Annotated in this window: 15 protein-coding genes and 2 pseudogenes; 15 read left to right on the top strand and 2 right to left on the bottom strand. The window is 68.6% G+C overall.

Translation table 11 applies throughout. The features are described from left to right. Positions 1-189: 189 nt before the first annotated feature. Positions 190-384: pseudogene (locus B4K29_RS17405) on the top strand (DNA cytosine methyltransferase); the annotation flags it as partial. 33 nt (positions 385-417) lie between these two features. Here B4K29_RS17405 and B4K29_RS18480 read toward each other — a convergent pair. Both B4K29_RS18480 and B4K29_RS17415 read right to left on the bottom strand, forming a co-directional pair. Further along, the gene (locus B4K29_RS18480; RefSeq protein ID WP_376783098.1) at positions 418-636 is read right to left on the bottom strand and encodes a COX15/CtaA family protein; all 219 of its coding nucleotides are present in this window, start codon (positions 634-636) and stop codon (positions 418-420) included. Beyond that, positions 629-997, bottom strand: a complete 369-nt coding sequence (locus B4K29_RS17415) for a hypothetical protein (protein ID WP_144317182.1) — start codon at positions 995-997, stop codon at positions 629-631. Before B4K29_RS17415 ends, B4K29_RS18480 begins: the two co-directional genes overlap by 8 nt. A 94-nt stretch (positions 998-1,091) precedes the next feature. Here B4K29_RS17415 and B4K29_RS17420 point away from each other — a divergent pair, with 94 nt between their 5' ends. The 14 genes and pseudogenes from B4K29_RS17420 to B4K29_RS17485 all read left to right on the top strand — a co-directional run bounded on the left by B4K29_RS17420 (position 1,092) and on the right by B4K29_RS17485 (position 13,191). Then, a complete protein-coding gene (locus B4K29_RS17420) occupies positions 1,092-1,658 on the top strand; it encodes a TetR/AcrR family transcriptional regulator (RefSeq protein WP_280559908.1) in 567 nt (188 codons plus the stop codon). A 73-nt stretch (positions 1,659-1,731) separates the two neighbouring features. Then, on the top strand, positions 1,732-3,255 hold the full coding sequence (locus B4K29_RS17425) for an MFS transporter (protein ID WP_280559906.1): 1,524 nt from the start codon (positions 1,732-1,734) through the stop codon (positions 3,253-3,255). A 209-nt stretch (positions 3,256-3,464) separates the two neighbouring features. Then, a pseudogene (locus B4K29_RS17430) lies at positions 3,465-3,728 on the top strand (DUF3817 domain-containing protein); the annotation flags it as partial. Positions 3,729-3,959: 231 nt separating this feature from the next. Further along, positions 3,960-4,817: an AraC family transcriptional regulator gene (locus B4K29_RS17435; RefSeq protein WP_186366105.1), complete on the top strand. Its 858-nt coding sequence runs from the start codon at positions 3,960-3,962 to the stop codon at positions 4,815-4,817. A gap of 243 nt (positions 4,818-5,060) precedes the next feature. Beyond that, a complete protein-coding gene (locus B4K29_RS17440) occupies positions 5,061-6,146 on the top strand; it encodes an ArdC-like ssDNA-binding domain-containing protein (RefSeq protein ID WP_144317187.1) in 1,086 nt (361 codons plus the stop codon). Beyond that, on the top strand, positions 6,146-7,042 hold the full coding sequence (locus tag B4K29_RS17445; RefSeq protein ID WP_144317188.1) for a bifunctional DNA primase/polymerase: 897 nt from the start codon (positions 6,146-6,148) through the stop codon (positions 7,040-7,042). Before B4K29_RS17440 ends, B4K29_RS17445 begins: the two co-directional genes overlap by 1 nt. Continuing rightward, on the top strand, positions 7,039-7,716 hold the full coding sequence (locus B4K29_RS17450) for a DUF2637 domain-containing protein (protein ID WP_186366106.1): 678 nt from the start codon (positions 7,039-7,041) through the stop codon (positions 7,714-7,716). The genes B4K29_RS17445 and B4K29_RS17450 overlap by 4 nt, the downstream gene beginning before the upstream one ends. After that, the gene (locus B4K29_RS17455) at positions 7,713-8,153 is read left to right on the top strand and encodes a hypothetical protein (protein WP_144317189.1); all 441 of its coding nucleotides are present in this window, start codon (positions 7,713-7,715) and stop codon (positions 8,151-8,153) included. The genes B4K29_RS17450 and B4K29_RS17455 overlap by 4 nt, the downstream gene beginning before the upstream one ends. A gap of 80 nt (positions 8,154-8,233) precedes the next feature. Beyond that, entirely contained in the window at positions 8,234-9,085 is an 852-nt protein-coding gene (locus B4K29_RS17460; RefSeq protein ID WP_286968375.1) for a hypothetical protein, read from the top strand. After that, positions 9,082-10,161, top strand: coding sequence for a ParB N-terminal domain-containing protein (locus tag B4K29_RS17465; RefSeq protein WP_144317191.1), 1,080 nt, complete (start codon positions 9,082-9,084; stop codon positions 10,159-10,161). The genes B4K29_RS17460 and B4K29_RS17465 overlap by 4 nt, the downstream gene beginning before the upstream one ends. Before the next feature lie 79 nt (positions 10,162-10,240). Further along, the gene (locus tag B4K29_RS17470) at positions 10,241-10,939 is read left to right on the top strand and encodes a hypothetical protein (protein WP_144317192.1); all 699 of its coding nucleotides are present in this window, start codon (positions 10,241-10,243) and stop codon (positions 10,937-10,939) included. A 12-nt stretch (positions 10,940-10,951) separates the two neighbouring features. Continuing rightward, positions 10,952-12,574, top strand: coding sequence for a peptidoglycan DD-metalloendopeptidase family protein (locus B4K29_RS17475; RefSeq protein ID WP_211346236.1), 1,623 nt, complete (start codon positions 10,952-10,954; stop codon positions 12,572-12,574). Between the two features lie 2 nt (positions 12,575-12,576). Continuing rightward, positions 12,577-12,843, top strand: a complete 267-nt coding sequence (locus B4K29_RS17480) for a DUF6112 family protein (RefSeq protein WP_144317194.1) — start codon at positions 12,577-12,579, stop codon at positions 12,841-12,843. A 78-nt stretch (positions 12,844-12,921) separates the two neighbouring features. Continuing rightward, complete coding sequence (locus tag B4K29_RS17485; protein ID WP_062764860.1) at positions 12,922-13,191, top strand: DUF6112 family protein; 270 nt, start codon at positions 12,922-12,924, stop codon at positions 13,189-13,191. The last annotated feature ends 5 nt before the right edge of the window (positions 13,192-13,196 follow it).

A 13,196-nucleotide genomic window follows, 5' to 3' on the forward strand; every position in this document is an offset into this window, starting at 1 on the left:
TCTGCAAGAGGCGTGGTGGCTCTGAGGGAGGCGGAGACGAAGGCTCCGTCAGAGGCCGGGCGCGGCGCGGTCAGCGAGGCACGGGAGGCACGGGAGGCGCGGGAGGCGCGGCGAGCACCTGGCAGATAACCAGCCCGGTCAGCGCTCGCAGAGGCAGCGACCGGGGATCACCGATCTGCCGGAGTCCTCATGCCGAACGCCAGCGACGAACCGGGCGACCGCCGCCTGCGGGTCGGGTCGCTGTTCTCCGGCTACGGCGGACTCGACCTCGCTGTCGAGGAGGTGTTCGACGCCCGCACGATCTGGTTCTCCGAGATCAACGAGCCCGTCGCCCGCGTCTTCGCCCACCACTGGCCCGACGCCCCCAACCTCGGCGACATCACCACCATCGACTGGAACACTGAAACCCGGGGCGCTTCAGAGGGAGTCCTCGGTGCACAGCGGCCAGGTCGGGCAGCCCAGCCCGGATGCGGTAAGCCTGACCGCCCCGCCGGTCGCGACGATCAGGATGTTCGCGGCCAGGGAGAGCTTCGCCCACACGAGCGGTCGGGCACGGACCCATTCCCACAGCCGCGCCCGCCAACCATCGCCCCGCCCGGCGACGTGGGGCGTGTCGAGGGGGCGGGTTTCAGGCACGGCGGTAGCGGCGTGCGCGGATGAACGAGGTCACCCCGAGAACCAGGTAGACCAGCAGCGCGACGAAGGTCAGGGTGCTGGCGATGACCGCTATAGGGCGCTCTGCGGTGCCCCCGAGGAGCTCCCCGAGCTTGAGGACGTTCATGAGCGTGCCGGCCAGGCCGACGAGCGCGACTGCCAGCGCCGCATGGATCGCGTGCCGGTGCGCCGCCTCTTTCCGGGAGATGAGTCCGGCGATCACCAGCAGGATGCCGAGGGCTGCGGGGATCAGCGCGGTGAGGCTGGATGCCCCCGACGCGATGTAGGCGACTATCCCGATCACAGTCACGACTGCCCCGGTCCCGATCGTCCACTTCGTCATGCTGTCGTTCCTCTCCACACACGGTTACTGTACCATTTAGTATAGTCTAGTGGTTGGTGAGGTACGGCGTCGATACGGAGGAGGCGGCACGGTGGTGAGGCCGAGTAAGAAGTCTGCGATCGTCGAGGCGGCGATGCGGGTCGCTGAGGAGCAGGGGCTGTCTGCGGTGACGATCGACGCTGTCGCCGAGCAGGCGGGCATCACCAAGGGGGGCCTGCTGTATCACTTCCCGAGCCGGACGGCACTGCTGAGTGGGGTGTATGAGCAGTTGGCGGCCGACTGGGAGAAGGAGATGGTCTCAGCCGCCGGGAAACCCGCTTCTGAGGCGACCCGTGCTGAGCGGTTGGCGGCGTATGTGCGGGTCGCCCGGTCGATGACCCGCGCGGAACTGGTGTTCATGGCTGACGGCGCCGCGCACCGTGACCTCTTCGCACCCTGTGCGGAAGTGGCCGCGCGGTGGACGACCCCGCTCCCTCAGCCCGGCGTGGACGACAGGTATCCGCGGGAGGAGCTGCGGATGCTGACCGCACGGATGGCCGCCGACGGGCTGTGGAGCTACGAAGCCCTCACCGGGGAGCCCATCCCGCAGGCTCTGCGGGTGCAGCTCCTGGAACACATCGCCGCCTCCCTGGACACCACCAGCACGGACTCTGCGCGATGAACACAAGAATCTATGGCAACCGGCCGGGCGCAATGATCGAAAGAACTCCTGACACAAGAAGGCATCCCCGCACATGAACACTGTGAACACTCAAGCGTCATCGCTGTCATCGCGGCGGTGGGTGCTGCTGGTGACTGTCGCGTTCGGCCTGTTGCTGATCACGCTCGACAACTCGATCCTCTACACCGCCCTGCCCACCCTGACGGTGGACCTGGGCGCGTCGGCCTCCCAAGGCCTGTGGATCATCAACGCCTACCCGCTGGTGATGGCGGGCCTGCTGCTGGGGTCGGGAACCTTGGGTGACCGGTTCGGGCATCGCCGTCTCTTCCTGGTCGGTCTCACGCTCTTCGGGGCGGCGTCGCTGGTGGCCGCGTTCTCCCCGACACCGGAGGTCCTGATCGGTGCGCGTGCGCTCCTCGCGGTGGGGGCGGCGTGCATGATGCCCGCCACTCTCGCGCTGATCCGGCTCGGGTTCGATGACGTGCGGGAGCGGAACATCGCGATCGCGATCTGGGGCAGCATCTCCGTGGTCGGCGCCGCGCTCGGACCCATCGTCGGGGGTGCACTGTTGGAGCGGTTCTGGTGGGGGTCGGTGTTCCTCATCAACATCCCCGTCGTGATCGCAGCCCTCATCCTCACCCCGCTCGTCGTCCCTGCAGGAACCCGGGACCGGGCGAAGAAGTGGGATGCGATCTCCTCCCTCTACGCCCTCCTCACCCTCACCGGCGCGGTCCTCGCGATCAAAGAAGCCGCCCACACCCCGCAGAACTGGGCGATCGTCGCAGGCGCCACGGTCGTCGCGGCCATCGGCGGTGTCCTGTTCACCAGACGCCAGCTCCGCTCGAACGATCCGCTGCTGGACTTCGGGGTGTTCCGCAACCGCGCGTTCAGCGCCGGGATCATCACCGCAGCGACCGCAATGTTCGCCATCGGCGGCATCCAACTGGTCACCACGCAACGCTTCCAACTCGTCGACGGGTTCACCCCACTCCAAGCAGGACTCCTCGTGGCCGCTGTCGCGATCGGGTGTCTGCCCACCGGGATTCTCGGCGGCGCGTTCCTGCACAGGCTCGGGCTGCGCATCATCATCAGCGGAGGCTTCACCCTCGCCACAATCGGCATGATCATCACCCTCATCGGAGTGCAGACCGCGTTCCCGGTATTCGTGGCCGGGCTCGCCGTCACCGGCGCCGGATTGGGGGCCACGATGTCAGTCGCATCGACCGCGATCGTGGGGAACGTCCCCCCACGCAAGGCCGGTATGGCAGCCTCGGTCGAGGAAGTGTCCTACGAGTTCGGCAGCCTCATCGCCGTCGCCGTCCTCGGCAGCCTCCTCTCCCTCTTCTACACCTCCCGCATCCACCTCCCCCAGGGCGCCCCTGCCGAAGCCGCCGACAGCATCGCCACCGCCCGCGACCTCGCCAGCGACCATCCGGGCCTGCTCGACGCCGCCGCTATCGCGTTCAACAGCGGCTACACGACCATCATGATCATCATCGCCGTCGTGATCGCCGCAGGCGTCATCACCACCGGGTGGCTGCTCCGACAGTACGGACCCGGCAGCACCGCCTCCGCCTACGAAGACAACACCCACTAAGCCTCGCGCTAAGAGGATCACGACCTATGGATTGTCACCACCGCAACCACGCCGCGGAGCATCAATGACACACACGCCCTCACGAAACGAACGCTTCTTCCGACTCGCCTTCCGCACCACCGCGCTCATCGAAGGCATCAGCTGGCTCGGCATGCTCACCGCCCTCGCTATCAAATACCCCCTCCACGGCAGCCCCCTACCCGTCACCATCTGGGGGGTGGGTGCACGGAATCGCATGGATCGCCTTCGTCCTCGCCTGCGTCGCCGCCGCCATCCGCTTCCGCTGGACCTGGTGGGCACTCCCCACCGGCATCATCGCCTCGATGCTCCCGTTCCTCACCGTCCCCTTCGACCTCTGGATGGAAAGAACCGGGCGACTCTCGACAGCGAACCGACCTGCCAACCACGTACAAACAACGGCTCCTCACCCCCTCACCAAGGAAGAGGCATCAAAAGACGTTTCTACGAAATGATATCAACCGCATTCAATAGAGTCTTAAGAAAGGACTCCCTGCGCTGATAGCGGCTGTTGCCATGTCACCCGCACATAGGAACAACGCGCGAGAACTGTGAGAGCAAGCGAATACCGCGATCCACATGAAGGGTCGTCTACGAGACCAGACAACCCCGGCACGAGGTTAATCAATCGCGGCGCACGGCTTCTGACGGCGATCGAAATCTCCCGCAGCGCAATGACCAGGCGAGTGATTCCTGCGGAGATAAAGATCCTGCACATTCTTGAGGGCGCAGCTGAAATCTCGACGGCACAGGGCCGGTACCTTCTCATGCCTGGCATGGCCTTGGCTCTAGGAGCTGGTGAATGGTGCCAGATGCGTCCGAGGCAATACGTCCGACTCTGGGCGGTGTACAGCGATGAACGCTTCTTGCGTGAACAGATGGCATGGTTCCTTCCCGACAAGACGCGGCTCCGCGCTGGCGTGCATCCTCACGACTGGGACGGGAGCCCACTCGTTCTGCATCCTGGTGTGTCTACCCTGCGCCGTGTCGAACCGATCTGGCGGCAGCTGAGCGTACTCGGCAACGGCACGAAGTCACCGGAGGTGGTGGCAGTACGTACCGTAGAACTGTTCGCCGGTTGGGTAGGCCTTGTGACTCCCGCGTTCCTCGCGCCGGATGCGGCCGCCAACTCAGATGGTACTGAGTTGAGCCAGGCAGGCGGGCTACTCATGTCGATCTCCTTGGCCGGACACGTGGGACGTGCAGTGCAGCTTCTGCGTGACCGCATGGCTGAGTCGTGGACGACTACGGCCCTCGCGCGTTCCGTCGCCGTCTCCCGTACTCACTTAACCCGCCTGTTCGTTGCCTGTACCGGCTTTCCACCGATGCGTTACCTCACGGAGATACGGCTGACAGAGTTCACCCGGCTCATTGATGAGACTGACTGGACTGTGGCACGTGCTGCGGGCGCAGTCGGCTGGCGCGATCCCCGGGTCGCCTCACGCTGGTTCTCCCGCCGCTACGGCATCACGCCATCGCAGTACCGCGCCAGCGGGCGTCCCGAAGGACGCCAAGCAAACCCTCCGCACTCACCGGCAGGCTGACTCGTCAACCCCCTCGACTCGCCGTATGTCGCGTACTTCTCGTCGTGTGAACCCTGAGCACTTGAAGGACTTCGACTCTACGCCGCACCGCAGGTAAACCGGATGAGACACGTCGGGTTCATCGTGGAGCCTGGCGGTCGCCACGCTCTGTTCCGTCCGTCTCGTTCCTGATCTCCCCGGCGCACCTAATGGTCGCAGGGGTCACCGGCTTGTGCCGTTGGCCTTGCCGGGAGGAGGTCACAGGTGGCGACGGACGAGGAGGCACGGGCTACGCGCGACGCGAAGCTCGAACAGCTCCATGAGCGGTTGACGGCTGCGGTCGACCTGCTTGTGTCGGGTGAGGATTGGAAGCGTGCGCTGGAGTTCGCTGCTCGGTTCCGGGCGCGCTCGTTCCGCAACACGCTGCTGATCCTCGCCCAGCATCTCGATGCTTACGAGCAGGGTCGTGTCGCGTCGCCGGAGCCGTCCTATGTCGCGGGCTATAAGCAGTGGCAGTCGCTGGGTCGGCAGGTGGAGCGGGGTCAGGCGGGGTATGTGATCTTCGCGCCGGTGACGGGTCGGTTCGCGTCGAGTAATCCGGCTGATTCTGAGTCGTGGCGGCGGCTGGGCCGGTTCGAGAAGCCGAAGCCCGGCGAGGTGGTGCGTTCCCGGATGGTCGGCGCGAAGCCCGCCTACGTCTGGGATGTGTCGCAGACCAGCGGTGATCCCGTGCCCGAGCGCCCTGCCCCGACGCTCCTGGAAGGCGAGGCGCCCGACGGGCTGTGGGCAGGGCTTGCCTCCTTGGTGGAGGCCGAAGGGTTCACGGTGACGCGCGTCGCGGATGAGCGGGAGATTCGTGGCGCGAACGGTGTCACGGACTACACGAACCGCACGGTGGCGGTGCGGTCGAACATGGACGACGCCGCGCAGGTGAAGACACTCGCGCACGAACTCGCACATGTGAAGCTCCACGGCCCCGACAACCCGGATGCGACCGGGCATCGCGGGATCGGTGAAGTCGAGGCGGAGTCGGTGGCGCTGATGATCGGTGCCGCGCACGGCATGGACACCACCGCCTACACGATCCCGTATATCTCCGGGTGGGCGGGTACGGTCAAGGACAAGGACCCGGCCGAGGTCGTGCAGGCCACCGGTGAACGCGTCCGCAAGACCGCCGGGGCGATCCTCGATGCCCTCGACACCGTCCAGGTCGGCACGGGCGACCCACCCGGCCTGACCCGTGAGTCCGCCACCCCGTCGCGAGGGGCCGGGGCGGAGCGAACAGTTCCGGCACTGGTCGAGCCAGCGCGTTCCTCGCGTGCGGCGGATGCCGTGGTGAGGGGGCTGTGATGAGCGTCGCCAGCGTCCTTGCCTCCCTCAGCGGGCTCCCGCTTCCGCAAGCCGCCGCGCGGCTCGCGGCGGCGGGGGTGCCGGTGTTCCCGTGCGTGCCGGGCGAGAAGCGTCCGCTCACCCGGCATGGGTTCCATGAGGCGAGCGTTGACCTGGCGCAGGTTGTGGCGTGGTGGCATCGCTGGCCGTCCGCGAACATCGGCGTCCCCACCGGCACCGCGTCTGGGGTCGATGTCGTGGATGTGGACCGCAAGCCGGACGGGAACGGGTTCGACGCCTTCGGTCGTGCCCGCCGGGCGGGGCTCGTGGAGGGGTGGGTGGCGGTGGTGCGCACGCCGTCCGGTGGTGCGCATTTCTACTACCCGGCCGACCCCGGCCGGTCGCAGCCGTCGTGGCAGGCGGCCGCGGCACGTGTCGACTTCCGTGGCACCGGCGGGTACGTCATCGTCCCTCCCTCCGCCGTCATGACCGTCCACGGCCCGGCCGGGTACTCGCTCACCGCGCACGGTAACCGGGAGCCGCGCCCGGTGGATGCGGCGGCGCTGCGGGACTTCCTCGATCCGCGTCCCGAGCCCGTCGTGCATCGGGCGCGGGGCCCTGTTCGTTCGGAGGACGCGAAGCGGCTGGCCGACTGGGTGGGCATGCGCGCGGAGGGCGAACGCAACCGTGGCCTGTTCTGGGCCTCCTGCCGCCTCGCGGAGGCGGGGTTGTCTCTGCCGGAGATGGTCGATGCGCTCGCCCCGGCGGGTGAGCGGGTCGGGTTGCCGCCGCGGGAGGTCGTCACGACGATCCGCTCCGCCTACCGCGCCACCCACGTCCAACCCGCACCATCCAGCGTGGTACGGGACGATGATCTGCGGCGCGTGCCGCGTCTTGCAGGGCAGGTGCTCTCATGAACCCGCAGGCGCCGGCACCTGTGCGGTCGCGGGGTGGCCGGGTGGCGGTGGCGACGGCGGTCGCCGGGACGGTGTTCATCGCTGCAGGTGCGTTCTGGCTCTCCTTCACCGCTCTGGCGGACCTTGCCCGCCGCTCCGGGATCGATGCGGGGCAGGCGTGGGCGTGGCCGCTGATCGTGGACGGGATCATCGTCGTCGCAACCGTTGCCGTCGTCGCGCTCGCTCGGCAGCGGTCGGCTTGGTATCCGTGGGTGCTGCTCGCTGCGGGTGCGCTGGTGTCGGTGACGGCGAACGCGATCCATGCCGTCGTCGCCGCCGATGCCGATGTGCCCGGGGTGCTGGCGGCGTCGGTGGCGGCGGTGCCGCCGCTGGTGCTGCTTGCGATCACGCACCTCACCGTCATCCTCACCCGACCGGCCTCCGAGGCCGCCAAGCCACATCTCGCCGACGAGGACGAGCCGACGCCGGAGAGCGGTCTGTCCGAGCTGCAGGCCGTTATTCCCACACCGGGGTCGGAGCAGACGCCCGCGCGGGAGGTGGCGGGGCGGTTGCGAGATGAGGAGGGCTGGTCGAACAAAGCGATCGCCCGGCACCTCGGCGTGCACCCCTCCACCGTGGGCCGCTGGTTCGCACGCCCCGAACTCACCACCCGTGACGAACAGGAGACGCCATGAACGACGACCAGCACACGTACGTCGAGCCCACCGCTACGGCGCTGCACGAGCGAGACCATGACCGTGCTGAGGAGACGCCGCGTGAAAGCGAGGCGTCGGCGCTGGCCCGGCACCGCGACCCGTCACTGGCCAAAGACTCGACGGCGAAGGACGCGGCGACGAGAGCGCGTGCTGGTGTGGAGTGGGTGCGTCCGACTGATCTGATGGCGTCGCGTTCGGCGCGGATAGTGGGGCGGGGTATCGATTTTCAGGCCGAGCTCGCCCGCCGCGCCCGCCGGGTACCTGGTCAGGCGTATCGGGCGACCCGTGACGGGGCACGGTCGGGTGCGCGGTTCGTGAGCGAGCGGGCACGGAAGCTGCCGCCGGTGACCGCGTTCGGTCGTGGTGGCGGGGAGCGGTTCTCATGGGTGTCGCGCTCCGGGATCGGGCTCGGGTAACCGCCATGCACGCCCCCAGCCAACGTCTGAGCGCGCCTGCTGGGGAGCGTGTGCGCACCTGCCTGTCAGGAGGTGCTCCCATGCAGACTGCATCAGACCGTGACAGGCGGAATCGTTTCGAGGACTCCGAGGCGCTGCGCGCCCTGCTGAATCGGCTCCATCAGGCGGGGCGTGGGGCGTGGCAGCGTGACCCGGAGGCGGCGGCGCTGATGGAGCACGCCGCGAACAAGTACGCCGCTCTCGCCCGCAAGCACGGCCTCGACCCGTGGGAGGCGGCTTCGGCGGCGTTCGAGGCGATGCGGGGAACTGCGACGCGGCGGGCGGATGACCCGTGGGCGGTGGTGACGCGGGCGGTGCAGGTGACCTGCACCGCCGAGGAACGCGGCAACGGACTGCTGTGCTCCGTGCATCAGGCCCGTCGCCCGAAGTATTCGGTGTTCCACGACGCCGAACGATTCAGCGACCGCGAGAACCCCCTGCCCGACTACCACCCCGCGTTCTGCTTCGACCCCGACGAGGACCCGGACGATGAGCGTCCGGTGCGGGAGCGGGCGATGAACGTCACCGCCGCCGTCGAGGACACGATCGCGTTCCTCTCGTGGGTCGGCTGGGAACCCTCGACAGCCCGGGCTGCGGTCGAGTACATCACCACCAGGTTGGCGGGGTCGCCGTCGCGGGCGTCGGCGTTCGAGGTGCTGCGCCGTGACCGGCAGGCCCGCGCCCTCCTGGACCTGCCGGGTGCGTCGTGGACGGCGCTGCTGCGGATCGTGCTCGGCACCCCCGACCCGACCCTCGCGCATACGAACGCTGGGCGCGGGTTGCTCGTGCGGCTCCTGATCGGCCAACCCCTGCGCGCACTCCTCACCGACGACGACCTCGTGATCACTGCCGGGCTCGCCGCCCCGCGCCTGGCAGGGGGCGAGGAGTCATGAGCACGGTGCCGGCGGGCCACATCGAGCTGGAGCGCGCGGTCGACTCCATCATCGTCGGCCGCCGGCACCGGCAAGACCACGGCGACCTTGCCCCGTTGGTGGAGTCGATCCGCCGCAACGGGCTCTTGCAGCCCATCACGATCACCCTCGACGGGCACCTGATCTGCGGCGCGCGGCGCCTCGCGGCGCTGAAACTCCTGGGCATCAAGACCGTCAACGTCTGGGTACGGTCCGGGATCTCCGACCGGCTCGGGCAACTCCTCGCCGAACAAGACGAGAACGTCCTGCACAAGCCGCTCACCCAGCTCGAAGCCGCAGCCCTCTACCGCGAACTCAAGACCCTGCTCGCCGAAGACGCCGCCCGCCGCCAGGAGGCCACCCGGTTCCAGACGACCGCAGACGACGCAGAAGACGGTGGTGCCAATTTGGCACCACCGCAGTTCGAGCAAGGCAAGGCTCGCGCTCAGGCTGCGCGGATGGTGACTGGCCGCGCGTCCTATACGACGTTGGAGCGCATCGGCCGGTTGGAGGACCTGGCCGCGGACGAGTCGCAGCCGGAACCGGTACGGGCGCGTGCGGCAGAGGAGGTCGAGCGGATCAAGGCAGGTGGGAGCGTCTATCCCTCGCACCTGCGCGTGAATGCCGAGCTGTCGCTGGCGGAGCTCAACCAGCTCGCCGCGGATCCCGCCCAGTCCGTCGAGGTGCGCGAACGAGCACGGGTCGAGGCGGATGCGGTGCGTGCGGCGGAGCAGGAGGCGAGGGCGGCGGAGTTGGAGCAGCTGGCAAAGGCCGCGCTCGCCCGCGTCAAAGCAGCCAAGGCCTCCGGGGAGAAGAAGCCAGCGCGGCCCGCGCTGACGGCGGTGAACACCGGGGAGCCGGTGCCGTTCCCGCTGACCGCGTTCCTGGCCACCTGGGACGACATGGCCGAATGGTGGACCCACTACGACCCCGCCGACGTCGGCCCAGCCCTCACCGCTGAACAGTGGGCACGGTTCGAGGAGACCATCGCCGGGACCATCGCGTTCACCGACGCCGCACGCGCGGCACGGCAAGACAGGGCCGAGCACATCGCCTGAACCGCGGGGCGGGTGCGGTGGTGCGCACCTTCCTGGCAACCACGCATCCGTTGTTGCCGTCCGGGAAGGACCCGTGCTCATGGACCCCGCCACGTCTGATGACCGTCGCCGTCGTCGCCTGCTGATCGCCGCCACCGCTGGCGGCCTCGCTCTGCTCTTGCTCGTCGGAGTCGGCATCTACGGCCTCGTCCGCGGCCCCGCCGCCCCGTCGGCCTCGACGCCGAACGAACGACCTTCCACCGCCGCGCCCGTGACACCGGCCCCGACCTCGGTCGCAGAGCTGGAGCCGCTGGACCAGCACCTTGGGCCGGAAGCGTTCGCCCAAGCGGTCGCTGAGGCGCTGTTCACCTGGGACACCACGACCGGGCACATGCCATCGGACTATGCGCAGGTGCTCGCGGATGCCGCGCACGGCAGCGAGGCCGACGCCTTCGTCGGTGACGTCCGCGCCTACATCCCGACGAACGATGCGTGGGCGCAGCTGCGCACCTACGCGACTCGGCAGTGGCTGACCCTCGACGAGGTGTTCGTCCCGGAGGCGTGGGAGACCGCCGTCGAGCAGGCAGCCCCCGGTCAGATACCTGATGGTGCGGTCGCGTACACCATCTCGGGGACACGGCACCGGGAAGGCATCTGGGGCACCGACCCCGTCGAGGCATCCCGCCCGGTCTCCTTCACTGTGTTCCTCGTCTGCACCCCGCCCAATCCCGGTCGCGGCACCGGGTCGGGGTTGTGTGAGGTGCTGCGGCTCTCACAGCTCGACAACCCTCTCCGCTGAGCCGAGGCCGTGATGAAGAAGCTCGCGCTCCTCGCCCTCACCTTGCTGCTCCTGGGGCCGTCCACGATCCTGCTGGGCGTCGCCACGCTCGGCGGAACACCTGCGACCGCCGCCGTCTGCACGCCCGGCTCGTTGGCGGTCGGCCCGATCCCGGACTCGCTGACCGCGACGACCCGCAACGGGGAGACGGTCACGCTGAACCGGCAACAGCTCACCCACGCCGCGACGATCATCACGGTCGGCGGGCAGACAGCCGGCGTCGGACGTGAAGGGGTGCTGATCGCGCTGATGGCTGCGCTGACCGAGTCGACCCTGCGGATGCTCGCCAACACGAGCGCCTATCCCGAGTCGGCGGAGTACCCCAACGACGGCGAGGGTTCGGATCACGACTCGCTCGGGCTGTTTCAGATGCGCCCGGTCAGCGGGTGGGGCACAGTCGCGGAGCTCATGGACCCCAGCTACCAGGCGAGAGCCTTCTACGGTGGCCCCACGGGCCCGAACTACCCATCGCCGCGGGGCCTGCTCGACATCGCCGGCTGGCAGCAGCTCGACCCCGGCGAAGCAGCCCAAGCCGTCGAGGTCAGCGCCTACCCGGACCGGTATCAGAACTACCAGCCGGTCGCCGAAGCGATCCTCACCGCCCTGACCCGTCCCGTGTCCTCCGGCAACGATGGCGGGGACGAGACGCCCGTCGTGCCCGAGACGACGCGCATCGTGTTCCCGCTGCCGGAGGGGACCTGGGCGCGGACGAGCCCGTTCGGATGGCGTAACGACCCGATCACCGGCGAACGCCGCTTCCACGCAGGCAGCGACTTCGCCGCCCCCGACGGCACCCCCATCTACGCCGTCGCGGACGGCATCGTCGTGCGAGCCGGATACACCGACGCAGGAGGCGGGGTCATCGTCATCGAGCACACCGTCCGGGGCGAGCGGGTCGCGTCGATGTACGTGCACATGTGGGCGCACGGCATCCATGTCGCAGAAGGCGACACCGTGACCGCCGGGCAGCGCATCGGAGACGTCGGCTCCTCGGGACACTCCACCGGCCCTCACCTGCACCTGCAAATCCACCCCGGCGGCGCAGACGCCGACCCGGTGAACTCCGACGCCTGGCTCACCGACCACGGCGCCGCTGAATCCGGCGCGAGCACGGCACCAAACGCAGGTTGCGCTCCGGGGCCGAACATCGCCGCGCCAACACCGTACACAGGTACCGATCCTGACGAGCTTCGGGACGATCCGACGAGCGGCGGCCAGATCACTGCCCGCATGGAGCACCTGCTCACACAGACCCGGGCCGCGTTTCCCGACTCCGGCTGGGCCTGCTGGTCACCGCGACCCGGCACCTCGTCGGAACACCCGCTCGGCAGAGCGTGCGATGTGACCTTCGGGAACACCATCGGAACGGCCGCGACCGGCGCCGCCCTCGACACGGGGTGGGCGATGACGAACTGGCTGCAGGCCAACGCCGCCGCCCTCGGAGTCGAGTATCTCATCTGGCAAGGCAAGATCTGGTCGCTCGCTCGCGCCGACGAGGGCTGGCGGCCCTACAACGGCGGGGGCATGCACGACCCCTCGGACATCACAGGCGGGCACTACGACCACCTGCACATCACCGTCCGAGAAGGACGATGACCATGGATGTGTTCCCCGACTTCGGCGGCGTCGGCGGCGCCGCCGACCTCCGCGCCATCGTTGGCGCGCTGCTCATGTTCGTGCTCGTCACCGCCGTGCTCATGCTCATCGTCTGCGCCATCATCTGGGCGATCGCGTCATCCAGCGGCAACTATCAGGCGGCGACCAAGGCTCGCACGGGTCTGTTCGTCGCGGTCGGCGCCGCCGCTCTCGCCGGGGCCGGCGTCGCGTGGCTCAACTTCCTGCTGGACGTCGGCACCCAACTCTGACTACCTCCGCCGCCGCTGGGATCGCGGGGTGCACCTGACGGACGAGAACCCCTTCTCGTCAATAGTCAGGAGCACCCCGTGATCGACATCGACCCCAACTCATCCGGTCTTCCCGGCATCGAGCAACTGCGCATCATCGTCGGCGCCGTCATGACCGTCGGCCTCATCCTCTCCGTCCTCGCGCTCATCGTCAGCGCGATCGTGTGGGGCTTCGGCGCCAACTCCTCCAACCCGCACCTCGCGAGCAGGGGCAAGGTCGGCGTTCTCGTGAGCTGCGGGGCGGCGATCATCTGCGGTGCCGCGGTGACGCTGATCAACTTCTTCTGGGGCGTCGGGCAGGCCGTGTGATGACC

The sequence above is a fragment of the Arsenicicoccus sp. UBA6765 genome (genome assembly GCF_002453335.1).
Taxonomy (GTDB): Bacteria; Actinomycetota; Actinomycetes; order Actinomycetales; family Dermatophilaceae; genus Arsenicicoccus; species Arsenicicoccus bolidensis.

What these genes read in the sequence shown, in the direction of transcription:
- B4K29_RS17415 (WP_144317182.1), bottom strand. Translation starts at nt 997, where the DNA reads ATGACGAAGTGGACGATCGGGACCGGGGCAGTCGTGACTGTGATCGGG.
- B4K29_RS17425 (WP_280559906.1), top strand. Translation starts at nt 1,732, where the DNA reads ATGAACACTGTGAACACTCAAGCGTCATCGCTGTCATCGCGGCGGTGG.
- B4K29_RS17445 (WP_144317188.1), top strand. Translation starts at nt 6,146, where the DNA reads ATGAGCGTCGCCAGCGTCCTTGCCTCCCTCAGCGGGCTCCCGCTTCCG.
- B4K29_RS17450 (WP_186366106.1), top strand. Translation starts at nt 7,039, where the DNA reads ATGAACCCGCAGGCGCCGGCACCTGTGCGGTCGCGGGGTGGCCGGGTG.
- B4K29_RS17455 (WP_144317189.1), top strand. Translation starts at nt 7,713, where the DNA reads ATGAACGACGACCAGCACACGTACGTCGAGCCCACCGCTACGGCGCTG.
- B4K29_RS17460 (WP_286968375.1), top strand. Translation starts at nt 8,234, where the DNA reads ATGCAGACTGCATCAGACCGTGACAGGCGGAATCGTTTCGAGGACTCC.
- B4K29_RS17465 (WP_144317191.1), top strand. Translation starts at nt 9,082, where the DNA reads ATGAGCACGGTGCCGGCGGGCCACATCGAGCTGGAGCGCGCGGTCGAC.
- B4K29_RS17470 (WP_144317192.1), top strand. Translation starts at nt 10,241, where the DNA reads ATGGACCCCGCCACGTCTGATGACCGTCGCCGTCGTCGCCTGCTGATC.
- B4K29_RS17475 (WP_211346236.1), top strand. Translation starts at nt 10,952, where the DNA reads ATGAAGAAGCTCGCGCTCCTCGCCCTCACCTTGCTGCTCCTGGGGCCG.
- B4K29_RS17480 (WP_144317194.1), top strand. Translation starts at nt 12,577, where the DNA reads ATGGATGTGTTCCCCGACTTCGGCGGCGTCGGCGGCGCCGCCGACCTC.